Raw genomic sequence first — 25894 nt, forward strand, 5'->3', positions numbered from 1 at the left:
GGTGGCGTGCCACACACTCGATGTCACGAGCGCTGACGAGACGTCAAGCGACCGAACGACTTCTACGTGTTCAGGAGAATCGATGACGACAATCGTCCGTAACCAGTGGTATGTCGCGGCGTACAGCAGAGAAGTGGGCCGAGAGCTGTTCTCGCGCACCATTTGCGGCGAGGCCATTCTGTTGTGGCGCACCGAGTCCGGGGCTGTGACCGCAATGAGCGATCGTTGTGTGCACCGGCGGTACCCACTCTCCGCGGCCCCCAGCCACCTCGATGGCGACACCGTGGTCTGCGGGTACCACGGGTTCACGTACGGCAGCGACGGTGGCTGCGTCTCCGTTCCCGGGCAGAAGCGGGTGCCGAGGACGGCCAGGCTCACCACCTATCAGGTGTACGAGCAGGATTCGTTCGTCTGGGTGTGGATTGCCGACCCGGACGATCCGATCGACGGTGACACCGCTCGTATCCCTCGCGCCCCGTGGATGGACTCTCCGGATTACGCCGTGGTGAGCGGAATGGAGCCGATCTCGTGCAACTATCGGTTGCTCGTCGACAACCTCATGGACCTTTCGCACGAGACCTACCTGCACGGCGGTTACATCGGCACTCCGGAAGTCGCCGACACACCGATCACCACCGAGATCGACGACGACCGCAACGTCATCTACGTTTCGCGGCACATGGACGACGCCGAATGCCCACCGTTCTACTCGAAGTCCACCGGCATCGACACGCGCATCTCGCGTTGGCAGGACATCGAATACACGCCCCCGTGCCTGTACCTACTGCACAGCCGCATCGCTCCGCTCGGATCACCGCTACCCGCGGACGACGGCTCCGACGCCCACGCGTTCCACAGCGAGATCGTGTACGCGATCACTCCGGAAACCGAGACCTCGACACACGACTTCTGGGCTGTTGCTCGCGATTTCGCGATCGACGACAACGAAGTGTCCCAGTTTCTGGCCGAGAACAATCGCACAGTGGTCATGCAGGACGTGGTGGCGCTGAACATTCTTCAGCAAGCATTGGACACCGAAAAGGCCGGCTACCAGGAACTGTCGATCAACATCGATGCGGGCGGCCTCGGTGCGCGTCGGCTTCTGAGCAAGCTCCTCGAGGGCTCGCGAGCAGGTGCCGAGGTGGTGTCGTGACACCGGAACCGAATCGAATGCTGCAGGGTCCCAACGTGCTGCGCGTGGTGTGGGTTCCGGGTACCGACCGGCTGCGCGGCGTCTGCCATTGTGGCTCGTCCCGGCTCGAGGAGGATCCGGCACTGCTGTGGGAGTGGTTGCTCGCGCACCCCATCGGGCACTTCTCGACCGTCGACCCCGGCCATCCCGAGTTGCCCTCGGTGCGAGGCGAACTCGTCAGTCACGTGGGGAGAGCCGAGTGACGCGAAACCTCCCCGAGTGCGACCTGAATCTGATCGTCTCGGACAAGTGCAGCGGCGCGGATGGCGTTGCCCTGCTGCAGTTGCGCAAGCCGGACGGCACAGACCTGCCGAGCTGGACGCCGGGAGCTCATATCGATCTGGAGTTGACTTCCGACATCACCCGCCAGTACTCGCTGTGCGGAAGCCCGGCCGACCGCGACACCTGGCGCATCGGAGTCCTACGAGAACCGGCATCCCGCGGTGGTTCGCTCCATGTCCACGACACCCTTGCCGTCGGCGACACCGTCCGTGTCCGTGGACCGCGCAATCACTTCGAGTTGACCGAATCCGAGAACTATCTGTTCATCGCCGGCGGTATCGGAATCACACCCATCATCACGATGGTGGCCGAGGCCGAGCGGCGTGGGGCCGGGTGGTCGCTGGCGTACGGCGGCCGGTCCCGCGACAGTATGGCGTTCGTCGACGAGCTCGTTTCCCGCTACCCCGGCAACACGACCGTGGTCCCGCAAGACGAAAAAGGACTGCTCGATCTCGACGATCTGCTCGGGACTGCGCGCGTCGGCACGGCCGTCTACTGCTGCGGACCGGGGCCCCTGCTGGACGCCGTGACCGAACGGGCGGGGCACTGGCCCGAAGGAAGCGTGCACCTCGAACGGTTCCGTGCCGACACACTCGATCGGCCGACATCGGGTGCGTCGTTCGAAGTCGAACTTTCGCTGAGCCGACGAACCGTCACCGTGCATCCGGACGAATCGGTGCTCGACGCCGTGACGAACTCGGGAGTGCAGGTGCTCTCGTCGTGCAGAGAGGGAACGTGCGGAACCTGCGAAACAGCCGTTCTCGCCGGCACCGTCGACCATCGGGACACACTGTTGACCGAGGAGGAACGCGGTGCCAACGACACCATGATGATCTGTGTGTCCCGGTCGACGGGCCCCCGGCTCGTTCTCGAACTGTAGAGCTCGTTGTACGACATTCCTTACGAATCGAAGCCCGACGAATCGAAGAAAGCACTCCATGACGGCCGAGGGCCCCGCTCGCACCGGTCCGGTGGCCGTACGCGCGCTGACACTGCTGGAGGCGTTCACGCCAGAGCATCCGACCTTGACGTTGAGCGAGCTCGCTCGACGATCGGGGTTCCCGCTCTCCACCACGCACCGGCTCGCGCTCGATCTCGTCGGGTGGGGAGCGATCGAGCGCGATGACCGGACGGGCAGATTCCACATCGGTCTGCGACTGTGGGAGATCGCGTCACTCGCACCGCGGGGACTGGTCCTCAGGGAAAGCGCGTTACCGGTCATGGAAGATCTCGCCCACGTCACCCAGGAGAACGTGCAGCTGGGAGTACGCGACGGTCACGAGGTCGTGTTCGTCGAGAGAATTCGCAGCCGCGACTCGGTGGCCCTGCGCACACGCGTCGGCGGCCGTTTCGCGTTGCCGCCCACCGGAGTCGGTCTGGCGCTGCTGGCCCACGCGCCCGCCCACGTTCAGGAGGAGGTGTGCTCGGCACCGTTGACCAGATTCACCGAGCACACCATCTGCGATCCGGACATCCTGCGGCGCACGCTGGCCGATATTCGGAGAACCGGTGTCGCCGTCAGCGACAGACAGATCACCTCGGACGCCGTATCGGTTGCCGCACCGATCTTCGACCGCAGTCGTACGATCCGCGCGGCCGTCTCGGTCGTCGTCGATGCCGATACCGCAGCCCCGTACATGCTCGCCCCGTTGCTGCGGGCCGCCGCCCTGAGTATCGAACGCGCACTGTCCCCGCCCGACATATCGGCGCGCTCGTAATGCGCGGAGCACGGTCGGTGTGATTACCCGATCTCGTGGTACCCCTGGAGTATGAGTGAAATCGCGACGGGACCGGTAGCTGCGTCCGACAATCCGCCTTCATCGGTCCCGCCGTCATGGGGACTGGAGTCGACGTTGGTGGACGACGTTCCCGGCTTCACGGTGCCATGGCAGGGCGCACCTGCACCGAATCCGCGGGTGCTGATCCTCAACGAGAACCTCGCCAGGTCACTGGGGCTCGACCCGTCGATGCTGCGCTCCGAGCAGGGCGCAGGCGTGTTGTCCGGGGCTCTCGCACCGGCCGATTCGACCCCCTCGGCGATGGCGTACGCCGGTCATCAGTTCGGCGGATTCGTGCCTTTGCTGGGCGACGGTCGAGCACTACTTTTGGGCGAGCTGCACGACGAACACGGCCGACGAGTCGATCTGCATCTCAAGGGCTCCGGTGCCACGCCGTTCTCCCGCGGCGGAGACGGGCGCGCGGTGGTGAGTGCGATGCTGCGCGAGTACCTGATCAGTGAGGCCATGCACGCTCTGCACATCCCGACCACCCGCTCTTTGGCCGTCGTCACGACGGGTGAGCAGGTGGTTCGGGAAGCAGGTCCGCAGCCCGGCGCAGTGCTGGCTCGGGTTGCCTCGAGCCACCTGCGCGTAGGTACCTTCGAGTTCGCGGCCCGCCGCGAGGGTCTCGCGCAGAACCTCGCCGACTATGCCATCGCACGTCATTATCCCGAGCTCGCCGACCTCCCGACAGAGGGCGCGGAGAGTCGATACCTCGCATTCTTCGAGGCCGTCGTCGACAAGCAAGCACAGTTGGTGGCGCAGTGGATGTCCGTCGGCTTCGTGCACGGCGTCATGAACACCGACAACACGACGATCTCCGGTGAGACGATCGACTACGGGCCGTGCGCGTTCATCGACGCCTACGATCCTGCAACGGTCTTCAGCTCGATCGATCACGGCGGCCGCTACGCGTACGGCAACCAACCCGCCGTCCTGGGTTGGAACCTGGCACGATTCGGCGAAACACTACTGCCGCTGGTCGATTCGGTTCCGGACCGCGCCATCAGCGCGCTGACGACGGTGTTGGACTCCTACGGTGATCGCTACCGACAGCAATACGAGAACCTGATGGCCGCCAAGCTCGGCCTCGATGCGATCGAACCGGACGGCAGTCTCCTCGACGAACTGCATGTGCTTCTGCGGGATCATCGTGCCGACTGGACCCTGACCTTCCGCGCGTTGGCGGAGAATCTGCGGGACAACGACGCAGATTTTGCGTCACTCGTACCGCACGAGGCAGCTGCACCGTGGCTCGAACGATGGCGCGCAGCGGTGCTCGAGCGGGGCCACGACCTCCGGTCCGTCTCGGACGCCATGGACCGAGTGAACCCCGCGTACATTCCTCGAAACCACATGGTCGACGCGGCGCTGGCAGCAGCGACCGAGGGTGACCTCGCGCCCTTCGACCGCTTGTTGTCGGTCGTGACGAATCCGTTCGACGGTCGGGACGAGCTGTCGCAGTACGCCGGACCCGCGCCCGTCGACTTCAGCGCGGGGTTCCGAACGTTCTGCGGGACGTAGTCAGCTGACCGCAGCAGTTGCGACGCGATATTCGCGTCGCAACTGCTGTGCGGCACAGGGAGTTCGGGCCTACTTCTCGTCGGGATCCAGGGCGTCCTTGATCTTTCCCATGACGCCCTTCTCGGTACCCAGTGCGGCCGACGCGGGATCTCCCTTGGCCCCGTCGTACGTCGCGTACAACTTCGGATCCGGTGCAGGCGCGGATGCCTTCCCGCCCAGAGGCTGCGGATCGGCGAGGAACCCCATCTGCCGTTTGCCGTCGGGCGCAAGCCGATTCGCCCAGCCACCGGTCGAGGAGAACTCACCGTCCGAGAGGTGCCACAGATCGGTTGCGTGCTCGGATGCCTCCTCGTCGAGAAGTGCACTCGGTGCTACGACGTCCTCGAGTCCGTCGGCTTGCAGCTCCTCGATGGCAGCGAGCCACAGGTTCTGATGGTGCGTATCGCGAGCGAGATTGAACTGCAGCATGGCCTTGACGCCCGGGTCGTCGGTCATGTTGTACAGACGAGCGGTCTGCAGCCGCCCCTGCGCCTCGGCGGCAACGTTCGCACGAAAATCTGCGAGCAGGTTGCCACTGGCGATGATGTACCGACCGTTCCACGGGTAGCCGTTGGAATCCGCCGGGAGCGCGCCGCCGCCGGACACGATCGCCTGCTGCGGGTCCATGCCGCCCATCACTGCCGCTACCACGGGATCGGTAGCAGCGGCTTTGGTCGACTCGGTGGCCGGTGCACCTTCGAGCAGACGAGCGACCATGGTGGCCAGCATCTCCACGTGACCCATTTCTTCGGTCGCGATGTCCATGATCAGGTCCTTGTACTTGCCCTCCATGCGACAGTTCCAGCCTTGGAACAGATACTGCATGGTCACGGTCATCTCGCCGAATGCACCACCGATGAGCTCCTGAAGCTTGTGTGCGTACACAGGATCCGGCTTCTCGGGCTTGGCATCGAATTGTAGGTAGTCGGTGTGTCGGAACATAGGGACTCCAGTTCGGGTCGAAGTTCGAGCAGGTGACTCGATCCGGCTACCCGCCGAAATTCCCAGCAAACACTTTGCACTGCAAGGGTTTAGAACTCGATACACAGGTCGGGACCGCGACTTCTCCACGCCTCGACGACGGACACCGGCGGAACATCCCGGTACACAGGGCTTTCCGCAGCACCGTCCGCACGAGGGCCGCGGTTCGATCGACCTACAGGTAAGTCCCCTGCAGTGCGTCCACTGCGGCGACTCGAGGTCGCGAAGGCGTCGTCGACGCGCCGACGACCCGACCGAGCGAGCCGGCACGCTCGACGTGCACACGTTCGCTGAGCCGTCGCACATTACGGTCGGCAGCGGAGGTGGCCAGGACGACGGTGAGGCGATACCCACGGCACAACAGCCGATGGGCTGCGTCGACGATGTACTTGGTTGCGGCATCACCGATCTCGGTGACACCGACCAGGTCGACCACCACCGGTCGGTCGGCGAGCACGGACCCCGCCAGGCAGTCTGCCAACAGGCGGGTATTGCCGGGGATCTCGAGTGCGCCCTGCACCGAGACGACGATGGGGCCGTCGTCTCCGCGGTCGACGGACATCGAAAACGACGAGGATTCGGGAATCATGGGCATTGACCTCCACAGATCGAAGACTGTGGCAGGGGAAGATCGTGGTTCGTACCGCAGTCGATTCTGCGGGCGTGGTCTCCACCCAATCACTGTGTAGGATACCTCGACTCGGGCCTGGACGCGACCACCCCTGCGTTCGGCGGGGCCGTTGGCGTGGGCTCGGGACAGGTGCGAATGCACCCGCGAGGCTCTGTATATTATGACCCCGTTCGGTCGAGTCGGGGCCGGGAGTTGACGAGTGGCTGCCTTCTGTCCATGCGGGGGCCCGACCGAAACGAGCCCACCAGATGAGTGACTTTTCCATCGAAGACGACCGTCTTCACGACGCACCGGACGCCTCGGGTTCGGCGTTCGCCCGGATCGGGCAATACATCCAAGCGTTGCGCCGAATCAAGGGGAAGATACTGACCGGTGCCGACGTCGATGCCGTTCTTCAAGCCGTGTGCTCCGAGGTCGCAGCCGTGGTTCCCGACGCGGGTCTCGTCGGCATCACCATGCTCGACGACACCGGCCGACCGCGAACCGTGGCGTCCACCGACCCCGCTGTGCACGACATCGATTCCGACCAGTATCGCGCTGGTCAAGGCCCCTGCCTGCACGCCATCCGCAGCGGACGTATGGTTCGCGCACAGGCGCACGAGGCAGTAGCTCGCTGGCCTCGCTTCGCTGCCGCAGTGGCCGATCTGGGCGTCCACAGCTATTTGTCGGCCCCGCTGACGCCCGACGAGCACCGCCACGGGTCGCTGAACATCTACGGGACGAGTGCCGACGGCTTCGACCCACTCGACGAGGTCTCGGTGGCCCTGCTCGCCACCTCGATCGAGACCGTCATCGCGATCACCGAGCGCGCCCGGTCGGCCGAACGAGAAATCACCGGCCTGCGGACAGCGATGAAAACGAGAGCTGACATCGACCAGGCGAAAGGAATCATCATGGCGATGCGCGGAATCTCCGCCGACGACGCGTTCGCCCTGCTGTCCGAGCAGTCGCAGAACAGAAACATCAAGGTCAGCGAGATTGCGTCGGCGATGATCGAGTCGGTTGCCGAACATTCGAGCTCTCGAACCGGCCTGCACGAAGAAACGAACAGTGGGTATGATTCGGACAGCGTGGTGTAGCCCCTGCCCGCAGTCGACAGCGCCGCTCGCACCGGGTTCGCCTCGGTTCTGCAATCCTTGCCGGTCTCGGTTACGCCGCAGTGCGCTGTTCGACGGACATGCCACTGCACAGGGTAAGGACGGTGACCCCCAATGAAACACAACGAGTTGCTCGGGCTCGGCATCGCCAGCGAACACCATGACAACGCAATTGTTCTGCGGGTCAACGGAGAAGTGGATCTCGCGACCGCGTCCGATCTCGCCCACCACATCGAACAAGCGGTCACGGCAGCGCCGGCAGCCGTGATCGTCGATCTTTCGGGGGTGTCCTTCCTGGCCTCCGTCGGCATGAGCGTGCTCATCGCAGCTCGCCGAAAGGCATGCTGCTCAACCTCGTTGGTGGTGGTCGCATCCGGGCCGACCACGGGGCGGCCGATGCATCTGGTCGGACTCGATGCTGCGATTCCGATTTTCACCGATATCGATTCGGCCCTGGAGTCCGTCGGTTCGTCGCTGAGGAAGTCCGTAACCGGAGCATCGGGCTCGTCCGAGTCCGGTGCCGGGTGTCCAGAGTGTGCGACCGGCACGTCGACCGCAGATGTACACACTGCGTGAACCGGTCCGATTTCCACCGCCTACCCGTCGAGATCGCACTAGTCTTGGTCGATGACGACGGGTGACGAGGACGAGGACGAGGACGAGGACGAGGACCACCGTGCGTGGAACGACAAAGCGCGCAACGAAACTCCCACTCAGCAGTTGGATCGCAATTGGTCGTCGTTGCTACAGGAACTCCGTGTCGTACAGACCGGTGTACAACTTCTGACCGGGTTCTTGTTGACCTTGCCGTTCCAGGCCCGCTTCGACGGGCTGTCCACGGCCGGCCACGTGGTCTATCTGACGACGGTGTCGGCGTCGATGCTTGCGACGATCCTGTTGGTGGCTCCCGTCAGCATGCACCGACTCCTGTTCCGGCAGCGTGCAATAGGGGTCATAGTGCGCGTCGGCAACATACTCGCCATCAGCGGTCTCGCCATGTTGGGAGTGACACTGGTGGGTGCTGCCGCCCTGACGTTCGAGATAGTGCTCGGTGTGCGCGCCGCAGCCCCCGCGGCCGCTGTCGTGGCGTCGACGGCCGTCGCGTTCTGGTTCCTACTGCCCCGGATCCACCGCCGTCGATAACGTCTCGTCGACGGTGCCTCAGGGCCGGCAGTCGACGGCCGTGCGCCACCACCGATCGTCCGGCCCCACCGGCATGGCGCGCTTGTGCCGGGTCTTGTCGAACCAGCGCTCGATGGTGTCCACCGCATCGCCGTCGACGGGTCCGCCCTGCAGGTATGCGTCGATCTGTGCGTAGGTGACGCCGAGTGCTTGTTCGTCCGGGAGCGCGGGACGGTCGTCCTCGAGGTCGGCTGTCGGCACTTTACGCCACGTCGATTCCGGTGCGTTCAGGTGCCGCAAGAGCTGCGCACCTTGGCTTTTGGTGAGACCGCTCAGCGGAGTGACGTCCGCGCCTCCGTCACCGTATTTGGTGAAGAAGCCCGTCACCGCCTCGGCCGCGTGATCGGTACCCACCACCAGAAGATTCTCCTGGCCGGCGATCGTGTACTGCGCGATCATGCGTTCGCGCGCCTTGATGTTGCCCCGTACGAAGTCCGCGATACGCGGAGTATCCAGCGCCGAGGCGGCCGAGCGCGCCGAGGCGTCGACGGCGTCGCGGATATCGACAGTGACCGTCCGGTCCGGCTCGATGAAGTCGAGTGCGACGACGGCGTCGGCTTCGTCCGCCTGAGTTCCGTACGGCAGACGCACCGCGACGAATGTGGCCTGGTTACCGAGTTCCGCGGCCTCGCGAACGGCCAGCCGAGCGAGCTTTCCGGCCAGGGTGCTGTCCTGTCCCCCGCTGATGCCGAGCACGAAACCCGCTGTGCCACTGACCCTCAAATAATCGGCGAGGAAACCGACCCGGCGGCGGATTTCCTCGTCGGGATCGATCGACGGCCGAACACCCAGCTCGTGCTGAATACGGCTTCGGATACTGGAATCGGTACTCATACTGCGCTCCGATCTCGTTGACGAACAGTTGTCTGCACTCCCCCGGCGTCAGCTACCCGTGGGCCCGTTTCCGCGCGTGGCGCAGCAGGGTATCGAGGGAAAACGCCATGGTCCGGGCCAGAACTTCTTCCGGTTCACCGTCGAAGTGCTTGCATTCGGTGCTCACGTCGCCACGGTCGTACACCGCTGCCCACACCGTCCCCGGTGGTTGGTCTTCCTGGCTCTGCGGCCCGGCTTCGCCGGTGACGGCGATCGTCAGATGTGCGCCGACCAGCGACGCCGTCGATCGAGCCATCGCCGTCGCGGCCTGTTCGCTGACGACCGGGCCGTCGGGGACCTCGAGCAGAGTGTGCTTCACGCTCTCGTGGTACGCGACGATTCCGCCGCGGTACCACTGCCCCGAGGACGGTGCCTTGCCGAGCATGGCCGCGAGATTTCCGGCGGTCAGCGATTCGGCGGTGCCGATCGCGATGTCGTACGTCTGTGCCAGGTCGGCAATCTTCCTACATACCGAGGAGGCGTCGGCCTCGGTCGGTAGACGCTGTTCTGCATCGGTGTCCATCACACACTCTCCGTACCTGATTCGTCGAAGGTGTTCGCCGGATTGTTTCAGCGACTGGTTCTGTGGGCGCGGGGCCGGAGGCTGCAGGGGTTGAACCTCCGGCCCCTGGCTCGACCGCACGGCCCGGGCGCGTACGCCGAGCTGTGTATCGACTTCCACGCACGACGGCAGTCCAAACACGGGGCTTACGAGCGATATTCGGGTCCTTATCGCAGATACCGGACCCTTGGCACGTGTTCGCGAGCAGTGCTAATTTCGGATCGACAGTCAGTTCCAGGAGGTGTGTTATGCCGAATCGACGTATCTCTGCGGGGGCAGAGCGACCGGTAGCGTTCTACTCCGACACAGACCGCGCCATGATCGACTTCGCCCTGAGATGGGTCAACCACGGAGGCGGACCGGACGACGAAATCCGGTCCGCCTTCGCGATGTCGGCTCAGGACTACTACCGCACCGTGTTGGAGATCCTCGACCGCGACCCCGGCAGCGTGTTCGGCGAGTTCGGCCTCAGCCCTGTCATGGTGACGCGAATCAAAGCCATTGCCAGAAGGCGCATCTGGCTCACCCGGTGATCGGCTCCGCGCTACCGGATGTCGAATCGATCGTTGTCTGCCAGCTTCGCCCACGCGGCCACGAAGTCGTCGACGAACTTGCCACCGTTGTCGGCCTGGGCGTACACCTCCGACAGCGCTCGCAGTTGTGAATGGGACCCGAACACCAGGTCGATCGATGTCGCTGTCCACTTCTGGCTGCCGGAGCCACGATCCGTGCCGACGTAGGTGCCGTCCTCACTCGTCGCCCATTCGGTGTCGGAGTCGAGCAGATTGACGAAGAAATCGTTGCTCAGAACTCCGGGGCGATCGGTGAACACTCCATGGCTCGAACCACCGTGGTTGGCCCCCAAGGCTCGAAGACCGCCGAGAAGAACCGTCATCTCGGGCGCAGTCAGATTCAGCATGTAGGCGCGATCGAGGAACAACACCTGCTCGGGAGTGCTCTCCCCTGCAGCCACGTAGTTGCGGAACCCGTCGGCTCGTGGCTCGAGTACCGAGAACGATTCGACGTCGGTCTGCTCCTGCGTCGCGTCGGTGCGACCCGGCCGGAACGGGACGGTCACCTCGTAACCGGCGTCGCGTGCGGCCTTCTCGACGGCCGCATTGCCGGCCAGCACGATGACGTCGGCGAGCGAGACCTTCTTGTCACCGGCCGCTGAGCCCTCGAACTTTTCGCGTATACCGTCCAAGATTGCGAGCACCTCGCGGAGGGCCTCGGGTTCGTTTGCCTCCCAACTCTTCTGTGGCTCGAGCCGAACCCGAGCGCCGTTGGCACCGCCGCGGTAATCGGTGACTCGGAAGCTGCTGACCGACGACCACGCGACACCGATGAGCTGAGCGATCGTCAAGCCCGAGTCTAGGATCGCCGACTTCAACGCAGATGCGTCCGCCTCGTCGATCAGGTCACCGTGCGGCGATGGAACCGGGTCCTGCCACAGCTGAGGTTCGGGAACCCACGGCCCGAGGTACCGGGACACCGGTCCCATATCGCGGTGCAGCAACTTGTACCACGCCTTGGCGAACGCGAGCGAGAGCTCCTCGGGGTGATCCAACCACCTCCGAGTGATCTTCTCGTACGCCGGATCTGCCCGCATGGAGATGTCGGTGACGAGCATCGTGGGGGCACGGCCCGGACCGCCGAACGGATCGGGAATCGTGCCCGCACCGGCACCGTCCTTGGCAGTGAACTGCCACGCGCCGGCGGGGCTCTTCGTGAGCTCCCACTCGTATCCGTAGAGATTCTTCAGGTAGCCGTTACCCCACTGCGTCGGAGTCTCCGTCCAGACCACCTCGAGCCCGCTGGTGATCTGGTCCTCGGCCTTGCCCTTGCCGTAACCGTTCTTCCAGCCGAGGCCCTGCTGTTCGATGGGGGCACCCTCGGGTTCCGGCCCGATCTTGTCGGCCGGTCCGGCTCCGTGTGTCTTACCGAAGCTGTGTCCACCGACGATGAGTGCCGCCGTCTCCTCGTCGTTCATCGCCATCCGCGCGAAGGTTTCCCGGATGTCGTGGGCCGCGGCCACCGGATCCGGCTCTCCCTCGGGGCCTTCGGGATTGACGTAGATCAAGCCCATGGTGGTGGCACCGAGGGGCTTGGAGAGCTCCCGTTCGCCGGAGTATCGCTTATCGGTGCCCAGCCACTGATCCTCGGGACCCCAGAAGACCTCTTCCGGTTCCCAGATGTCCTCCCGACCGAAGCCGAATCCGAACGTCTCGAACCCCATGGACTCGAGCGCCGCGTTACCGGCGAACACCAGCAGATCAGCCCACGAAATCTTGTTGCCGTACTTCTGCTTGACCGGCCACAGCAACCGACGCGCCTTGTCCAGGTTGGCGTTGTCCGGCCAACTGTTCAGTGGCGCAAAGCGTTGCGCGCCCTGACCCCCACCGCCTCGTCCGTCGAACGTGCGGTAGGTGCCGGCGGCGTGCCAGCTCATACGAATGAAGAGTCCGCCGTAGTGGCCGTAGTCGGCCGGCCACCAATCTTTCGAAGTGGTCATCACCGAGATGACGTCGGCTTTGAGTTCGTCCACATCGAGCTTCTCGAATTCCGCTTTGTAGTCGAGCTTTTCGCCGAACGGGTTCGATTTGGAGGTATGCGCATGCAGGATGGACAGGTCCATCTGCTCCGGCCACCAGTCCTTGTTCGTCAGCGGTGCGTGCGCCTTGGGCTTCGGCGACTCGATGACCGGATTCTCGCTCTCGCTGGTGCTGGCGGTCTCGGTGGCGGAGTGTGGTGGGCGTGCGTCGGAGGTCACGAATTGTCCTTTCCGATGGGCATTGTGGATGGACGATCGCGGGCTGCGATCGATCGGTCGGATGCACAACTGGGGCACGTTCCCCAGTAGGTCACCTCGGCCTCGTCGAGAACGAAACCGTGATCTCGGGCGGGTCGTGCACACGGTGGCTCACCGGTGGCGCAGTCGGCGTCGACGATGAAACCACAGGAACGGCAGACGATGTGGTGATGATTGTCTGCCACCCTGGTTTCGTAACGTGCCGAGTGACCCGCGAGGCGGATACGACGAACCAAACCCGATGCAGTCAACGCATCGAGCACGTCGTACACGGCCTGCTTCGAGACCGTGGGCAGGCTGGCGCGCGCCAGTCGCAAGATGGTGTCGGTATCGGAATGCGGTTGTGCATCAACGATATCGAGAACCAACTCTCGGGGACGCGTCACCCTCAGTCCGGCGTCACGAAGCATGCTGGCGGAAGTACTTGCCATGGCTTTCACGATAACCACCTTCGGTCGCATCGTCGATCGTTTCCTGGAATCGGTCGATTGTCGCGGCGCGGGCACGGCCGCCTGCAGACGAGGCCGACCACCGCGATCAAACCGCGTCCTGTGCCACCGGCGAGTTCCACTCGGCAGTAGTGAAACGGGCTGCGTGAGCAGCGACGGCGGCTGCGTCTGCATTGCGCGAGAAGATCCGGCGTTGGCGTTGCGCGCCGTTCCCGAGGTGCGTCAACCGTTCGAGAGAAGTCTGCACGCAGCGGAGGTCGCCTGTGCTGGTCAGCGCCGGTTCCACGTAGCGGACGAGCGATCGGAGCAGACTCGATGCCGACACCGGTTTCCCGGTGCTCGGATCCACTCCGACGCCGGTCAATCCATCCATGCGGGCACGGTGGTATGCCGCTGCGAGATGATTCTCGGCCACGACGAGTGCCGGCTCGCCGCGGTCGATGGACCGAAGGGCCGTGACGACGAGACCGCGGATCAGTGCAGCGGACAACACCACCTCCTCGGCGACGGCAGGTACGTCGCCGACCCGCACCTCGACCGTCGGCTGGTGGGAGCTGGGCCGTACATCCCAGTAGAGCGATGCTTCGTCGAGAATCATCCCGGTCTCGATCATCGAGCCGACCAGGTCGTCGTACTCCGCCGTCGAACTCAGGTGAGGGGGCGGACCAGCCGTCGGCCACCTGCCCCACACCGTCGAACGCCAACTCGAGTGCCGAGTGTCGACGCCGTCGTGTATCGCGCTGTTGGACGTCAACGCCAGAAGCGTGGGGAGCCAGGGCCGCACGACATTGCATACCCCGATCGCCGTCTCCTTGTCCGGCACCTCGACGTGAATGTGACCCCCACACGTGGCAACGCTCTCTGCCAGTGCCCCGTAGGTCTCGGCAAGACGCCGATAGCGGGAGCCGTCCGAGATGGGCAGGCGGCCACGATCAGCAGGCGCAACCGGCGAGACACCTGCCGCCAGTAAGTGGGCACCCTGCGCCAAGGCCACCGCCGACAGCGTGGCGCGGGTGGAGATCACGTTCTCCCGCAACTCGCGAAGACACTGCAGCGGAGGCGAATTGGCCTCCACCTGCACCTCGGTCAGCTCCGAGACGGCATCGATTCCCGCAGCTCGGGCATGCGCGACGACACCGGGGCCGACCGCCACCGGACGCAGCATGTCGATGTCGGCGAGAAAGAACTCCTCCTCCACTCCGACCGTGGGAACTGCCCCTGCACTCATCGGGCGCTGTCGCCCGGGTGATCGCCGACGACCACCGCGAGATACACCGCGGCGACGATCGTGCGCGGTGCGGAACTGCCGGTCACGCCGACCGCGCAGGCGTCTCGCCTGTGCAGAAATTCGAAACCTCTTCGGATCTCGCCGGTTTCACCGCACTTCGAACGGCGTCCGCGACGCTGCGGACGCACTCCGTACCGAGGTGGACACCACTCGGATCGAGTTGTCGCTGCAGCTCGGGTGTACAGGCGACGATCGCGCGACACCGGTGCGCAGCGAGCCGCAAGGCGGCTGCCGAGAGGACGGGAACCACTGCGGGGTCGACGAATTCGACATCGAGCAGATCCACGACCAGCGACCGCCCGCACACGATGGCCTCCGACACGCATTCGCCTATGACCGGAATTGCCGATCTGTCGATCGACCCGACGATGCGGATGACGACCGGTCCGCCGACGAGTTCGTCCACGGACAGCGCGAATGCGCCGTCCTCGGGATTGTCCGGCCCGCAGAACGACAATCGAATCGATTCCGGATCACTGTGCACCGACCGTAGAAACACCATTGCCCACCTCCACCGGCTCGCGACCGGAGACTGTCGGCTGCCTCTGACACCAGTTCTCGAGAAAACGAGTCTCGGACTATCGGGTGTCGAAGAGCGCGGTCGGGCACATCTCGCAGTCGCTACTTCCTGACTACGGGGCTTCTCCTCAACCGCGTGCAGACAGTGTATACACAATTGCGTCCGGCGAAACCCGCTACGCTGCTTCGATTGTCGGCAGTCGACGGTTGAACCGACCGCAATCCAGTGCACGGTAGCCGTAGCGAACACGCTCCCCGCTTCGGCCGCAAGGGACGTCGGTTCGGCCCGTTGTGAACGCTCCAGCAAGGGCGACGCCCTCGTGTGAGGTTTCGCATTGCGGCTTTACGTAATAGGGTGTTGTTCGACGCCCAGTTGCGATGACCGCTCTGGCCGCGTCTCGAGTACGCTGACTCCAAAATCGGGTCGGCATATCCCACACCCTTCACCGGTGCCGGGCTATGCGCCCGAAAGGGGCCGTGCGAACCCATCAGGGATCGAATCGATATGCACGTTGCGCTTGTCTCCGAACACGTGAGTCCGATAATTGATGCGGCCGGCATCGAGGCAGAACAATCGGCTGCCCAGCTCGATCGGCTGGCCTCGTCGCTGGCCCGCGCCGGCACCCGAGTCGACGTATACACCAGGAAGCAGAACCCGGATCACGAGGACGAGCTGCTCACCCCCGACGGTTACCGGGTGGTCAACCTGTCTGCGGGGCCTGCTGTCCCGATGACCGAAGAGGAATCGATTCCTCACACGAGCGCGTTCGCCTCCGCGCTCCGCGATCACTTGCTCCGAACGAAACCCGATGTAGCACATGCACATTCATGGGTGTCGGGGCTGGCAACCATACTGGCCGCCGGCGCGACGGGCGTCCCCACGGTGATGTCGTTCCACGGTCTCGCCGCGACCGACCGATCCGGGCCCCCGACGGCCGGCACCGATTCGGTGGTTCCCCGGGCGGCTATGGAGAAGAAGATCGCTCGATCGGCGAGCCGCATCATCGCGTCATGTCCCGACGAGGCCGACATGTTGACGCGGATGGGCGTCGCCAGAGCCAAGGTGTCCATCGTCCCGACCGGGGTGGATCTGAGTGACTTCGATCCATCCGGACCGACCGCACCACGCAGCGGTGCCGCGTGTCGGGTGGCGACCGTCGGGTCGGATGCCGAGGTATCGACGATCATCGAACTGCTCGGAAAACTCGACGACACCGAATTGGTCGTTGTCGGCGGCGAGCCACGCGAATCCAGCGGCGTGGCGCAGCTACGCACGGTCGCCGCAGCACACGGCATGGCCGGGCGCACGGTGTTCACCGGCCCGGTCCGCCATCGCCACATGTCGTCGCTGTTGAGGTCGGCCGACTTGTTCGTCTGCCTGTCCCCGACCGAATCGGCAGGGATCGCCACCCTCGAAGCCATGGCGTGCGGACTTCCCGTCGTCGCATACGGAGTGGGCTACGCCGGAGAGTTGGTGATCGACGGGGTCACCGGCCGCTCGATCAGGCCGGGCGACCGTCGTCGCTTGGCACGAGAGCTGGCCCTGCTGCTACGCAACGAGTCCAGGCGTTTCGAGCTGGGAGTGTCCGGCTCCGACCGTGCGCAATCTCGCTTCTCGTGGGACCGCATCGCCGAGGACACCGCACGCGTCTACGAGGCAACCGTACAGACCGGGTCGTCAGTGAACGCCGGATCGACCCCGCAAGCCGGGTCGACTCACGACCATCCGGTGCCGCCGACTGCACCCTCTCGTCGACACACCGTGTGAACAGCCGGTGAGCCTATTTGGACGAGCGTCCTTTGTTCGATTCGGAACCGAGGTCGACGAGTTCTGCGGCCAAAGCGGCCACCGGGACGTTCTGGGTTTGCGACAGCCGTGAAATCAAGTCGAACGCCTGTACCGCGTCGATACCGTACCGCTCCATCAACATGCCCTTGGCTTGGCCGATGATGTCCCGTGAAGCCAAGCCGGACTTGAACTGCTCGGTCTTGTTCGCTGCATACAACGCCACCGCAGCGTGGGTTGCGAGCACGCGACCCAGTTCCTCGTCCTCGTCGCTGAACGCATCACTGGTCAGTGCGAACAGGTTGAGCGCCCCGATGGTGTCCTCGTTGGTGTAGAGGCGGAAGGACAGGCTGCTGAGAACCCCTGCTCCCACCGCCTCCGGACCGAAACGTGGCCAGCGGGAATCGGAGCGGAAGTCGTTGCACCGCACGAACAGCTCGCTTCGTGCGGCGTCGATGCACGGCCCCTCGTCGAGGCGTTCCTGCATTGCGTCCAGGCGAACCGGCAGCTCACTGGTCGCGGCGTGCGACTGGTACTTCTTCGGCCCCGCCACCACGAGAATGTCGGCGCAATCGACCGCGGGTATCAGAGATCGGGCGCTCTCCGTCACGCCGCGCAGAGTCTCGTCGAGACTGGACGGTGCGAAAAATGACCTCGTCGCTTCGGCAATCGCCTGTGTGAGGTCGCGAGCTGTCATCGATCGATCGGGTCCCATACCTGACGATGCTAGTCAACAGGAATCGACCGCTCGACGGTTGAGTCCACCGGAAGCGGGGCATGCAGAGCGCAGCAACCAACCGACCGACGATCAGGAGTGCTCATGACCATGCCGACCGATGCAGGTGCAGAGATCCCATCCGAAGGCAGCAACGACGGTCCGCGCGAAGAATCTCCCGACGAGGCTGCAGTCGGTGCTCACGTCGACGGAGAGAACGTCCCACACCCGCCCGAGGACGACACGCAGAACTGATTCACTGGGCGGTCGGGGTCAGGCGGAAGATCGGAAACCGCCTGCCCTCGGCCGTTTCTGTGTATTTCGCGAATCCGTCCGAGGCATCGAGGAATTTCTGCCAATGCCGGTCCCACTCGGATTCCGGAATCTCGTCGGCGTCGACGGCAACGGTGCGAATGCCTCCGTCCCCGGGTGCCTCGATGTCGATGGCCGGATGGGCGCGCAGATTGTGCACCCACGCTGGATCTTTCGGTGACCCGGCAGCCGAGCCGACCACCAACCAGCTCTCTCCCTCCGGAATCGCCATGAGCGGGTTGAGCCGCACCGCACCGCTCTTGGCACCGATCGTGTGCAGAACGACGAGCGAATCACCGAAGCCGGCCGTGGACACGTGGCCATTGTTGCTTCGGAACTCGTCGATGATGATCTCGTTGAAGTCGGCCATGGGCCGATTATGCCGCCGATGCGGCGCGGCCACTCCGCTTTTCGCCGGCGTTCGACGGTGTCAGCTTCCTGGTATTCCGTCCTCGTGATCGACGAGCAAAGACAACGACTCCCAATTCTCCTGCACGGCAGCGGCCGCACCGTCCGCGTCACCCTCACTGCACAGCGTGATGATTCGTTCGTGTTGGGCTATCGAATCGCGGCCCACCAGCGAGGCGAATCGTAGTCGTTCGAGTCGGCGCAGGGTCGGCGTCACCTGCTCGAGAACCGTGACCACGACCTGATTCTGACTCGCTTCGACGGCGACTGCGTGGAACGCGTCGTCGCCGGCCAGCGCGAGGTCCACATCGCCTCGGGTGAATGCGGCGGCGAAATCCTTGTTGGCGCGACGCATCGCGGCGATGTCGCGCTTGTTCATCAGCGGTACAGCCGTCCGGACCGCGAGTGCATGCATCGATGCCGCGACCGCCTGCGCGTCCAGCACCGCCTTGCGTTCGATGGTCGACACGATGGTCGAACGCCCGGGCTGGGTGTGTACGAGGCCCGCCAGTTCCAGCCTGGCCATGGCGTCGCGAATAGGTGTACGCGACACCCCGAGCCACTGCTCGAGTTCGGCATCCCGCAGCCGCTCGCCGGGCGCGAAGGTGCCGTCGACGATGGCGTCGCGAATCGAGACGTAGGCGTTGTCGCGCAGCAGGGAGCGCTTGTGTTTTCCGAGCTCGACGGGGACCGGCATGCAAAATATCGTAGCCCACCGCTTTCGCTGGCGAGGTGTCCCACGTACAGTATGCGATATATTGCATCCTGCATGACACACCGATCAAAGGAGAACCACGTGGCGATCGCGGACTTCGAGCGTTATCCCCTCACCTTCGGCCCGAGCCCGATTCACCCGATGGAACGACTGAGCGCGCACCTCGGCGGGGCCAAGATCTGGGCCAAGCGAGAAGACGTCAACGCAGGATTGGCTTACGGCGGCAACAAGACCCGCAAGCTCGAATACATCGTTCCCGACGCGCTCGCGCAGGGTGCCGACACATTGGTCTCGATCGGTGGCGTGCAGTCCAACCACACGCGGCAGGTGGCTGCGGTCGCGGCAAAGCTCGGACTCAAAGCCGTTCTGGTGCAGGAGAAGTGGGTCGATTGGCCAGATTCGGTCAACGACAAGGTGGGCAATATCCTGCTCTCCCGCATCATGGGTGCAGATGTCCGCCTCGATCCGTCGGGCTTCGGAATCGAATTCAAGGACAGCTGGCAAAAGGCCATCGAGGACGTCGAGCGAGCGGGCGGCAAACCCTACGCCATTCCCGCAGGCGGCTCCGACCACAAGCTCGGCGGACTGGGCTTCGCCAACTGGGCGTACGAAGTACAGAAGCAGGAAGAGGAGCTCGGCGTCTTCTTCGACACGATCGTCGTGTGCAGCGTGACCGGGTCGACGCATGCCGGCATGATCGCCGGGTTCGCCGGGCAAGAACGGCCACGTCGAGTGATCGGCATCGATGCGTCCGCCAAGATCGCTCAGACCCGCGACCAGGTGGCCCGAATCGCCCGTAACACAGCAGAACTCATCGAACTGGGTCGCGATCTTCGCGACGACGAGATCACCGTCCTCGAAGGCTGGGCCGGCGACTACTACGGAATACCCGTCGACTCCACGATCGAGGCAATCAAGCTCACCGGCCGTCTCGAAGGCGTGATCATCGACCCGGTGTACGAGGGCAAGTCCATGGCCGGACTGATCGATCTGATTCAGCAGGGCGATATCGGCAAGGACTCCACCGTTCTCTACGCGCACCTGGGTGGTCAGCCCGCCCTCAACGCGTACAGCGGAATCTTCTGAGCTGGACTTCGCGGTACCGGTGCCCGAGGATCGACAGGTGATCCTCGGGCACCGGACCTGTTTCTGCACCGGCCGACCCGATTCGGCACGACGAGCGAAGGTGTACGCATGAGGCAGCGCTCCGACGAGTTGGACTCGCTGAGTTGCCGAATCACGGCGGCGCTGCAGGTCAATCCCCGGGCGTCCTGGGTCAGCATCGCCGAGGCGCTCGGTGAACCCGAGCGCACCGTCACCCGACGCGGCAAGGAACTACTCGATTCCGGGGACGTACGCGTGGTCGGCGTCATCGGCGCGACGGGCGCGGTCGTTCTGCGAGCTCGATGTCACGTCGGTATGGCACGTGCGGTGGCAGTCGGGTTGGCGCGCCGCGACGACACGATGTTCGTGTACGCCACGTCGGGGCACGAGGAATGCGTCGCCGAAGTCCTGGTCGACGATGCCCATCTGGCGGATCTGATGCTCGACGACTTACCCGGCATCACCGGGATCAGGCGCATCAGGGTCGATCCCATCACGCGGGTCTATCGCTCGGTCCGCGAGTGGCGGCCGGCGATTCTCAATTCGCACCAGATCGCGGCCCTGACGCCTCCCGTACACGAGGGCTACCAACCGGACGGCCGTGTGGGACAGGAGATCTCGACCCTGCACCGCAGCATTCTGCGCGTCCTGGCCGAGGATGCCCGGACGCCCACCTCGGACATCGCGCGCGTCGTCGGCGCTACCGAGAACACTGTCCGACGCCACATGGACACTCTGGAACAGACCAACAAATCCCGACTGCGAGTGGTCGTCGAGCCGGCGCTGCTGGGGTATTCGGCGGAAGCCCTTGCCTGGGTCAAGGTTCCGCCTCGACACCACGAAGCACTGGTCGAGCTATTGCTCGCACATTCGGAGGTTCGATACGCGGTGGCCCTCGCGGGCTCGGACAGTCTGCTCGTCAACCTCGCGTGCCCGGACCGAATGGCGTTGCATCGCATGACAACTGCGTCGGACTGGGCCACCCTGGCCGACGCGATCTCGGTGGTGTCGATTCTGCGGGCCACCAAGCGCAGCGGCAACCGTCTGCTGGCCGCGGACTCCGCGTCGTACCTGTATTGATCCGGTACGACGCGGCAGTCACTGCGGTCATCGGATCGGTGCGCCGGGGCCGAGCGGGATGCCGAGCATGTACCAGACTGCGAACAACGCCGCCCACACGATCAGCATGCCCAGCGCGACGGGGATGGTGAACGAGGCGAGGGTACCGATGCCCGCGTTCTTCTTGTAGCGCTGGATGAGTCCGAGGGTGAGCACGAAGTAGGCCGACATCGGGGTCATCGCGTTGGTGCAGGAATCGGCGATTCGGTAGACGGCCTGGGTGGTTTCGGGGTTGACGTCGATGTACATGAGCATCGGCACGAGAACCGGGGCCAACATCGACCACATGGCCGAACCACTGGTGACGAGCAGGTTCATCACCGAGATCAGCACCAGCATCATGGCGAACACCACGAGGGGGTGTAATCCCCCGGCTTTCAACAGTTCCGCACCCTCGACTGCAACGACGTTGCCGATGCCGGTCCACTTGAAGTAGGCGAGGAACTGCGAAATCGCGAAGAACAGCACCAGGATCGGAGCAAGGGTCTTGATGCCGACGGCCATCGACTCCGGAATCTCACGGAGCTGCCGAAGACTGCCGGTGGTGCGTCCGTACACCCATCCGACCAGGACGAAGGCGATCGCGATGAAGAACGCGATGTTCTGCAGCACGATCGACTGTACGAACCCGCCGTCCTCACCACGCAGCGGCGACGAGGGAGGAAGCAGTGCCGCGACGACGACGGCCACGTACACCGCCAAAGCTGCTCCGGCGCGGCGCATTCCCTTCTTCTCGATCGGCTCGAGATCGAGTGCCAGCTTCTCCGCTCCGTCCTCGACGCCCTCGTCGGCATCGAGATTCATGTGCTTGGCCATCACCAACTCCACCACCAGGGTGATGAAGATCGAAATCACCAGTGACGACGCGAGACTGAAGAAGTAGTTGTCCACGGGGGTCACGCTGTAGTCGGCGTCGACGATCTGAGCGGCGGAGGTCGTCAACGACGACATGATGGCATCGCTGGGTGTGATCAACGGTGACGCGTTGTAGCCACCGGCGATGGCCACGAACGCCACCATCATGCCCAGTACCGGACTTCGGCCCGCTGCTTTGAACGCCATTGCCGCCAGCGGAAGGACGACGATGAATGCCGCGTCGAACATGACGTGAGACATGGTCCCGGCGAAGGCAACCGAGAACGTCACCCACTTGGCGGGCAGCTTCACGATGGTGGCGCGCAGCAGCGTGGTGAGCACACCGGAATGCTCGGCGACGGACACGCCGAGGATGACGGTCACGATGATGGGGAGCGGCGCGAACCCCGCGAAGTTGTCCAGTGCCGTCCCGAAGATCATGGCTACGCCGTCACTGCTGAGCAGGCTGCGAACCATCGACACCTCACCGGTGCTGGGTAGCACCACCCCGGTGCCCAGTGCGGCGAGGATCGCACTGACCACTGCCAGCACTGCGGCCAGAAGCCAGAACAGCAGGAAGGGGTGCGGCAGTTTGTTGCCGACGCGTTCGATGCTGGACACGAGACGGAACAGTGTCTTCAGTCCCCAGGGCATTCGTGTTTCGGGCGCATCCGCAGTTGCCGGTGGACCGTCGATCTGACTGGACATGATTGACTCTCTTTCGCATACCGTCGGATTGCGACCGAGCCCCGGGCTCGGATGTCCTGCTCACTCAAGTCGGTTCACGTTGCCGATATGTTGCATGTGTGAAATTTTCGGCCGTCTGAGCGAAACCGCCAATCCAACGGCGAAAACGCTCAATGGACGACGATAGCCCGGTGGGCTCCGCGCGGTGGTGCAGTCTTGAAACAGGCTTCCGACAACAACTCCGGACGATCCGGATCGAAGCGAGGAGTTTCATGACCGGCGACATTCAGTCACTGTCCCTGCGCGCGCTCGCGGCACACATCCGCGATCGCGAGATCTCGGCCCGCGAGGCGCTCGAGTCGCATCTGGCTCGCATCGACGACGTCAACCCTGTCGTCAACGCGATCGTGACCTTCGACATCGATGGGGCGACCGAACGTGCGAGTGCAGCAGACCGCGCAACGGTGTCCGGCGAGGCACTGCCCGTTCTGCACGGCGTCCCGATGACGCACAAGGACAATCACCTGACCGCCGGTCTGCGCACGACTTTCGGCTCGCCGATTCTGGCCGACAACGTCCCCACCGAGGACTCGGGCATCATCGCCCGCCTCAAGCGCGCAGGTGTCAACACCACCGGCAAATCCAACGTTCCCGAATTCGCTGCAGGTTCACACACTTTCAATCCGCTGTTCGGTACCACCACCAATCCGTACGATCCGACTCGCAGTGCCGGCGGCAGCAGTGGCGGTGCCGCCGCCGCCATCGCCGCCGGGATACAACCGGCGGGCGACGGGTCGGACATGGGCGGGTCGCTGCGCACTCCGGGATCGTTCTGCAACCTCGTCGGATACCGGCCGTCGTTGGGCCGCATTCCGATGCTGCCCGCCAAGAACCCGTGGGCCTGGATCGCTCGGCAGGGCGTGCTCGCGCACGACATCGAGGACGTGCGTCTTCTGATGCGCGCGCTCGCCGGTCCGGATGCGTCCAGCCCTCGTGGTCTCCCGCTGGACGACTCGTACCGCTCGGAGGAGGCCGGCTCGCTGCGTGGGCTGAAAGTCGCGTGGACAACGGATTTCGGTCTCGGCGTACCCGTCGACCGTGAGGTGACCGACGTCCTGAGCCGCCAACTGCACGTGTTCGAGCAACTCGGTGCCAGTGTGGACGTCGATTGCCCGGACCTGTCCGACGCGGACGAGGTGTTCCAGACGACGCGTGCGTTCGACTTCGCCACCGCCTACGGGCACCTGTTGGACGAACACCGGCACCGCATGAAGAGCGCCGTGCAGTGGAACGTCGACAAGGGAATGGCGCTCACGACACGAGACATGATCTCCGCCAACACCGCTCGCAAGAACCTCGATACTGCAGTGCGGCAGTTCTTCTCGCGATACGACGTATTGATCGCGCCTGCCGTTCAGGTACTTCCGTTCCCCGCGGACGAGGAGTACCCCGCCGTCGTCGACGGCACGCCGATGAACAATTACCTCGACTGGATGCGGGCCGCTTCGCTGATCTCGGCGACAGGCCTGCCGTCACTGTCGATGCCCGGCGGCTTCAGCTCCTCCGGCCTTCCGGTGGGATTGCAGATCGTCACCGCAGACCGCGCCGATCACCTGCTGCTCCGGGTAGCGCATGCCTTCGAGGCCGAGACGGCATTCCACCGTCGTGCCCCCGCATCGGCGGCCGCCACCGTCTGACAGATCCGGCGGGCCGAATTCAGGACCTGTCGACCGCGGCGACGATCAGATCGGTCAACTCCCCGATCGCTTCGGCCGGTGTGAGTGACCCGGATACGGCACCGTGGGACAACGCGTCTGCGGCACCGAAGACGGCGGTCAGAGATGGCGTGGACATGCCGTCGGCATCGGTGAACGGACGCAGAATCTCCCGACACCGCTCGAAGTAGGCGCGCTCGGCGGTGCGCTTGACCTGTTCGAGTTCGGGCGAACCTTCGAGTGCCGCAAGCACACCCGTCAATTCCCTCCCCTGGGCCAATGTGCACCCCACGTAGGAGTCGGCGATGGCCTGCGCCCGACCGCGGACCGTCATGGGTGCCGAGTCGAGAGATTCCTCCAGCATCGCCGCCTGCCTGCCATCGAATTCGGTGAACAGAGCGGCAAGAAGTTCGGCGCGGGAAGCGAAGTGGCTGTACACCACCGGTTTCGCGACACCGGCATGCTCTGCGAGCCGTCCGAGAGTCAACGCGTCGGCTCCTTCGGCGCGTACGAGAGCCCAGGACACCTCGATCAACTGTGCGTTTCGATCGGAGCGCGACAGCCTCGTCCGTGCCATTCCGCCACCTCCTTGCTTATGTACTAATAGTAACCTACTGTTCGTACATAGCCGATCTTCCCCAGCCGAAGGAACAGCCATGAACACGCTCGTCGTAGTCTCCCATCCCGACCCGCATTCTCTGACCCACCAGGTCGCTCACTCCGTAGTCGAGGCCATCCGATCCACCGGCACCACCGTGGAGACCGCAGATCTCGCCGCGGAGAGCTTCGATCCACGATTTTCGGCTGCGGATCTGAGCCTGTATCGCGGAAACGGGAGTACACCGTCCGATGTCGCCGAGGAGCAGACGCGGATCGACCGCGCCGAACACCTGGTTCTCGTCTTCCCGATGTACTGGTGGTCGATGCCCGCACTACTGAAAGGCTGGATCGACCGCGTGTTCGTCGAGGGCTGGGCCTACGAATACGGGGACAGAGCATTCGTGAAGAAGCTGGACCGACTCACAATCCATCTGGTCGTCGTCGCGGGAGACGATGCAGACAGCTTCGAGCGCCATGGCGTCCATCAGGCCATTCGAACGCAGATCGAGCGCGGCATCATCGAATACTGCGGTGCCACAGTGGGATCCACGAACTTCGTATACGGGTCGGACACCAGGAGTCGCGCGGAACTCGCTACCGAGATCTCCGCTATCGGTAGCACGGTCGCAGACCGGGTCGCCGCGCAGCGCGCGCTCACCTGACCTGCCACCG

28 protein-coding genes are annotated in these 25894 nt (G+C 64.3%); 15 read left to right on the forward strand and 13 right to left on the reverse strand.

The window, feature by feature from the left end; genetic code table 11:
* Positions 1 to 82: 82 nt before the first annotated feature.
* From CH266_RS15975 to CH266_RS15995, 5 genes are read left to right on the forward strand one after another with little or no spacing between them, the layout of a single operon-like run.
* Complete coding sequence (locus tag CH266_RS15975; protein ID WP_094715686.1) at positions 83 to 1153, forward strand: aromatic ring-hydroxylating dioxygenase subunit alpha; 1071 nt, start codon at positions 83 to 85, stop codon at positions 1151 to 1153.
* Positions 1150 to 1395, forward strand: a complete 246-nt coding sequence (locus CH266_RS15980; RefSeq protein ID WP_201245408.1) for a hypothetical protein — start codon at positions 1150 to 1152, stop codon at positions 1393 to 1395. The genes CH266_RS15975 and CH266_RS15980 overlap by 4 nt, the downstream gene beginning before the upstream one ends.
* The gene (locus CH266_RS15985) at positions 1392 to 2354 is read left to right on the forward strand and encodes a PDR/VanB family oxidoreductase (RefSeq protein WP_094715687.1); all 963 of its coding nucleotides are present in this window, start codon (positions 1392 to 1394) and stop codon (positions 2352 to 2354) included. Before CH266_RS15980 ends, CH266_RS15985 begins: the two co-directional genes overlap by 4 nt.
* Positions 2355 to 2412: 58 nt before the next feature.
* Entirely contained in the window at positions 2413 to 3192 is a 780-nt protein-coding gene (locus tag CH266_RS15990; RefSeq protein ID WP_094715688.1) for an IclR family transcriptional regulator, read from the forward strand.
* A 51-nt stretch (positions 3193 to 3243) separates the two neighbouring features.
* Positions 3244 to 4776 carry a protein adenylyltransferase SelO gene (locus tag CH266_RS15995; RefSeq protein ID WP_094715689.1) on the forward strand — a complete coding sequence of 511 codons (1533 nt, stop codon included), beginning with the start codon at positions 3244 to 3246 and terminating at the stop codon, positions 4774 to 4776.
* A 69-nt stretch (positions 4777 to 4845) separates the two neighbouring features.
* Here the strand turns inward: CH266_RS15995 and CH266_RS16000 are convergent, their stop codons facing one another.
* Positions 4846 to 5757, reverse strand: coding sequence for a manganese catalase family protein (locus CH266_RS16000; protein ID WP_032369153.1), 912 nt, complete (start codon positions 5755 to 5757; stop codon positions 4846 to 4848).
* A gap of 214 nt (positions 5758 to 5971) precedes the next feature.
* Positions 5972 to 6385 (reverse strand): hypothetical protein, encoded by a 414-nt coding sequence (locus CH266_RS16005; protein ID WP_094715690.1) that lies wholly within the window; start codon positions 6383 to 6385, stop codon positions 5972 to 5974.
* 290 nt (positions 6386 to 6675) lie between these two features.
* On the opposite strand from CH266_RS16005, the gene CH266_RS16010 reads away from it, so the two are divergent.
* The 3 genes from CH266_RS16010 (at position 6676) to CH266_RS16020 (ending at position 8667) form a co-directional block, all read left to right on the forward strand.
* The gene (locus tag CH266_RS16010) at positions 6676 to 7506 is read left to right on the forward strand and encodes a GAF and ANTAR domain-containing protein (protein ID WP_094715691.1); all 831 of its coding nucleotides are present in this window, start codon (positions 6676 to 6678) and stop codon (positions 7504 to 7506) included.
* Between the two features lie 132 nt (positions 7507 to 7638).
* The gene (locus tag CH266_RS16015; protein WP_052053449.1) at positions 7639 to 8100 is read left to right on the forward strand and encodes an STAS domain-containing protein; all 462 of its coding nucleotides are present in this window, start codon (positions 7639 to 7641) and stop codon (positions 8098 to 8100) included.
* Positions 8101 to 8151: 51 nt separating this feature from the next.
* Entirely contained in the window at positions 8152 to 8667 is a 516-nt protein-coding gene (locus CH266_RS16020; protein ID WP_094715692.1) for a DUF6328 family protein, read from the forward strand.
* Positions 8668 to 8685: 18 nt separating this feature from the next.
* Here CH266_RS16020 and nadE read toward each other — a convergent pair whose 3' ends face one another.
* Complete coding sequence (gene nadE / locus CH266_RS16025) at positions 8686 to 9540, reverse strand: ammonia-dependent NAD(+) synthetase (protein WP_094715693.1); 855 nt, start codon at positions 9538 to 9540, stop codon at positions 8686 to 8688.
* 52 nt (positions 9541 to 9592) lie between these two features.
* Entirely contained in the window at positions 9593 to 10102 is a 510-nt protein-coding gene (locus tag CH266_RS16030) for a CinA family protein (protein WP_032407235.1), read from the reverse strand.
* A 287-nt stretch (positions 10103 to 10389) separates the two neighbouring features.
* Here CH266_RS16030 and CH266_RS16035 point away from each other — a divergent pair, with 287 nt between their 5' ends.
* On the forward strand, positions 10390 to 10674 hold the full coding sequence (locus CH266_RS16035; protein ID WP_094715694.1) for a DUF3263 domain-containing protein: 285 nt from the start codon (positions 10390 to 10392) through the stop codon (positions 10672 to 10674).
* 11 nt (positions 10675 to 10685) lie between these two features.
* Here the strand turns inward: CH266_RS16035 and katG are convergent, their stop codons facing one another.
* The 4 genes from katG to CH266_RS16055 form a co-directional block, all read right to left on the reverse strand.
* Complete coding sequence (gene katG, locus CH266_RS16040) at positions 10686 to 12911, reverse strand: catalase/peroxidase HPI (protein ID WP_094715695.1); 2226 nt, start codon at positions 12909 to 12911, stop codon at positions 10686 to 10688.
* The gene (locus tag CH266_RS16045) at positions 12908 to 13381 is read right to left on the reverse strand and encodes a Fur family transcriptional regulator (RefSeq protein WP_051365337.1); all 474 of its coding nucleotides are present in this window, start codon (positions 13379 to 13381) and stop codon (positions 12908 to 12910) included. The genes katG and CH266_RS16045 overlap by 4 nt, the downstream gene beginning before the upstream one ends.
* A gap of 106 nt (positions 13382 to 13487) precedes the next feature.
* Positions 13488 to 14627, reverse strand: a complete 1140-nt coding sequence (locus CH266_RS16050; protein ID WP_052054632.1) for a carboxylate-amine ligase — start codon at positions 14625 to 14627, stop codon at positions 13488 to 13490.
* Between the two features lie 82 nt (positions 14628 to 14709).
* Positions 14710 to 15189 (reverse strand): STAS domain-containing protein, encoded by a 480-nt coding sequence (locus CH266_RS16055; RefSeq protein ID WP_052054631.1) that lies wholly within the window; start codon positions 15187 to 15189, stop codon positions 14710 to 14712.
* Between the two features lie 549 nt (positions 15190 to 15738).
* Between CH266_RS16055 and CH266_RS16060 the strand changes: the two genes are divergently transcribed.
* A complete protein-coding gene (locus tag CH266_RS16060; RefSeq protein WP_176457109.1) occupies positions 15739 to 16974 on the forward strand; it encodes a glycosyltransferase in 1236 nt (411 codons plus the stop codon).
* A 13-nt stretch (positions 16975 to 16987) separates the two neighbouring features.
* On the opposite strand, the gene CH266_RS16065 is transcribed toward CH266_RS16060, so the two are convergent.
* The gene (locus CH266_RS16065) at positions 16988 to 17707 is read right to left on the reverse strand and encodes a GAF and ANTAR domain-containing protein (RefSeq protein WP_032381510.1); all 720 of its coding nucleotides are present in this window, start codon (positions 17705 to 17707) and stop codon (positions 16988 to 16990) included.
* 105 nt (positions 17708 to 17812) lie between these two features.
* Between CH266_RS16065 and CH266_RS25415 the strand changes: the two genes are divergently transcribed.
* A complete protein-coding gene (locus CH266_RS25415; protein ID WP_176457110.1) occupies positions 17813 to 17962 on the forward strand; it encodes a hypothetical protein in 150 nt (49 codons plus the stop codon).
* Position 17963: 1 nt separating this feature from the next.
* Here CH266_RS25415 and CH266_RS16070 read toward each other — a convergent pair whose 3' ends face one another.
* Together CH266_RS16070 and CH266_RS16075 are read right to left on the reverse strand one after the other, a co-directional pair.
* A complete protein-coding gene (locus CH266_RS16070; RefSeq protein WP_094715697.1) occupies positions 17964 to 18389 on the reverse strand; it encodes a nitroreductase/quinone reductase family protein in 426 nt (141 codons plus the stop codon).
* A gap of 60 nt (positions 18390 to 18449) precedes the next feature.
* Positions 18450 to 19124 (reverse strand): GntR family transcriptional regulator, encoded by a 675-nt coding sequence (locus CH266_RS16075; RefSeq protein ID WP_094715698.1) that lies wholly within the window; start codon positions 19122 to 19124, stop codon positions 18450 to 18452.
* Positions 19125 to 19223: 99 nt separating this feature from the next.
* Between CH266_RS16075 and CH266_RS16080 the strand changes: the two genes are divergently transcribed.
* Both CH266_RS16080 and CH266_RS16085 read left to right on the forward strand, forming a co-directional pair.
* Positions 19224 to 20228, forward strand: a complete 1005-nt coding sequence (locus CH266_RS16080; protein ID WP_094715699.1) for a 1-aminocyclopropane-1-carboxylate deaminase — start codon at positions 19224 to 19226, stop codon at positions 20226 to 20228.
* A gap of 108 nt (positions 20229 to 20336) precedes the next feature.
* Complete coding sequence (locus tag CH266_RS16085; protein ID WP_094715700.1) at positions 20337 to 21326, forward strand: Lrp/AsnC family transcriptional regulator; 990 nt, start codon at positions 20337 to 20339, stop codon at positions 21324 to 21326.
* 27 nt (positions 21327 to 21353) lie between these two features.
* Here CH266_RS16085 and CH266_RS16090 read toward each other — a convergent pair whose 3' ends face one another.
* Positions 21354 to 22928, reverse strand: coding sequence for an AbgT family transporter (locus tag CH266_RS16090; protein WP_080729091.1), 1575 nt, complete (start codon positions 22926 to 22928; stop codon positions 21354 to 21356).
* 251 nt (positions 22929 to 23179) lie between these two features.
* On the opposite strand from CH266_RS16090, the gene CH266_RS16095 reads away from it, so the two are divergent.
* Positions 23180 to 24604, forward strand: a complete 1425-nt coding sequence (locus CH266_RS16095; protein ID WP_094715701.1) for an amidase — start codon at positions 23180 to 23182, stop codon at positions 24602 to 24604.
* Between the two features lie 19 nt (positions 24605 to 24623).
* Here the strand turns inward: CH266_RS16095 and CH266_RS16100 are convergent, their stop codons facing one another.
* Positions 24624 to 25199: a TetR/AcrR family transcriptional regulator gene (locus CH266_RS16100; RefSeq protein ID WP_094715702.1), complete on the reverse strand. Its 576-nt coding sequence runs from the start codon at positions 25197 to 25199 to the stop codon at positions 24624 to 24626.
* Positions 25200 to 25278: 79 nt separating this feature from the next.
* Here CH266_RS16100 and CH266_RS16105 point away from each other — a divergent pair, with 79 nt between their 5' ends.
* On the forward strand, positions 25279 to 25884 hold the full coding sequence (locus tag CH266_RS16105; protein WP_094715703.1) for an NAD(P)H-dependent oxidoreductase: 606 nt from the start codon (positions 25279 to 25281) through the stop codon (positions 25882 to 25884).
* Positions 25885 to 25894 lie beyond the last annotated feature (10 nt).

Source organism: Rhodococcus sp. 06-1474-1B, assembly GCF_002258885.1.
Taxonomy (GTDB): domain Bacteria; phylum Actinomycetota; class Actinomycetes; order Mycobacteriales; family Mycobacteriaceae; genus Rhodococcoides; species Rhodococcoides fascians.

What these genes read in the sequence shown, in the direction of transcription:
- CH266_RS15975 (WP_094715686.1), top strand. Translation starts at nt 83, where the DNA reads ATGACGACAATCGTCCGTAACCAGTGGTATGTCGCGGCGTACAGCAGA.
- CH266_RS15990 (WP_094715688.1), top strand. Translation starts at nt 2,413, where the DNA reads ATGACGGCCGAGGGCCCCGCTCGCACCGGTCCGGTGGCCGTACGCGCG.
- CH266_RS15995 (WP_094715689.1), top strand. Translation starts at nt 3,244, where the DNA reads ATGAGTGAAATCGCGACGGGACCGGTAGCTGCGTCCGACAATCCGCCT.
- CH266_RS16000 (WP_032369153.1), bottom strand. Translation starts at nt 5,757, where the DNA reads ATGTTCCGACACACCGACTACCTACAATTCGATGCCAAGCCCGAGAAG.
- CH266_RS16005 (WP_094715690.1), bottom strand. Translation starts at nt 6,385, where the DNA reads ATGATTCCCGAATCCTCGTCGTTTTCGATGTCCGTCGACCGCGGAGAC.
- CH266_RS16010 (WP_094715691.1), top strand. Translation starts at nt 6,676, where the DNA reads ATGAGTGACTTTTCCATCGAAGACGACCGTCTTCACGACGCACCGGAC.
- CH266_RS16015 (WP_052053449.1), top strand. Translation starts at nt 7,639, where the DNA reads ATGAAACACAACGAGTTGCTCGGGCTCGGCATCGCCAGCGAACACCAT.
- CH266_RS16020 (WP_094715692.1), top strand. Translation starts at nt 8,152, where the DNA reads ATGACGACGGGTGACGAGGACGAGGACGAGGACGAGGACGAGGACCAC.
- nadE (WP_094715693.1), bottom strand. Translation starts at nt 9,540, where the DNA reads ATGAGTACCGATTCCAGTATCCGAAGCCGTATTCAGCACGAGCTGGGT.
- CH266_RS16030 (WP_032407235.1), bottom strand. Translation starts at nt 10,102, where the DNA reads ATGGACACCGATGCAGAACAGCGTCTACCGACCGAGGCCGACGCCTCC.
- CH266_RS16035 (WP_094715694.1), top strand. Translation starts at nt 10,390, where the DNA reads ATGCCGAATCGACGTATCTCTGCGGGGGCAGAGCGACCGGTAGCGTTC.
- CH266_RS16045 (WP_051365337.1), bottom strand. Translation starts at nt 13,381, where the DNA reads ATGGCAAGTACTTCCGCCAGCATGCTTCGTGACGCCGGACTGAGGGTG.
- CH266_RS16050 (WP_052054632.1), bottom strand. Translation starts at nt 14,627, where the DNA reads ATGAGTGCAGGGGCAGTTCCCACGGTCGGAGTGGAGGAGGAGTTCTTT.
- CH266_RS16055 (WP_052054631.1), bottom strand. Translation starts at nt 15,189, where the DNA reads ATGGTGTTTCTACGGTCGGTGCACAGTGATCCGGAATCGATTCGATTG.
- CH266_RS16065 (WP_032381510.1), bottom strand. Translation starts at nt 17,707, where the DNA reads ATGGGACCCGATCGATCGATGACAGCTCGCGACCTCACACAGGCGATT.
- CH266_RS25415 (WP_176457110.1), top strand. Translation starts at nt 17,813, where the DNA reads ATGACCATGCCGACCGATGCAGGTGCAGAGATCCCATCCGAAGGCAGC.
- CH266_RS16070 (WP_094715697.1), bottom strand. Translation starts at nt 18,389, where the DNA reads ATGGCCGACTTCAACGAGATCATCATCGACGAGTTCCGAAGCAACAAT.
- CH266_RS16075 (WP_094715698.1), bottom strand. Translation starts at nt 19,124, where the DNA reads ATGCCGGTCCCCGTCGAGCTCGGAAAACACAAGCGCTCCCTGCTGCGC.
- CH266_RS16085 (WP_094715700.1), top strand. Translation starts at nt 20,337, where the DNA reads ATGAGGCAGCGCTCCGACGAGTTGGACTCGCTGAGTTGCCGAATCACG.
- CH266_RS16090 (WP_080729091.1), bottom strand. Translation starts at nt 22,928, where the DNA reads ATGTCCAGTCAGATCGACGGTCCACCGGCAACTGCGGATGCGCCCGAA.
- CH266_RS16095 (WP_094715701.1), top strand. Translation starts at nt 23,180, where the DNA reads ATGACCGGCGACATTCAGTCACTGTCCCTGCGCGCGCTCGCGGCACAC.
- CH266_RS16100 (WP_094715702.1), bottom strand. Translation starts at nt 25,199, where the DNA reads ATGGCACGGACGAGGCTGTCGCGCTCCGATCGAAACGCACAGTTGATC.
- CH266_RS16105 (WP_094715703.1), top strand. Translation starts at nt 25,279, where the DNA reads ATGAACACGCTCGTCGTAGTCTCCCATCCCGACCCGCATTCTCTGACC.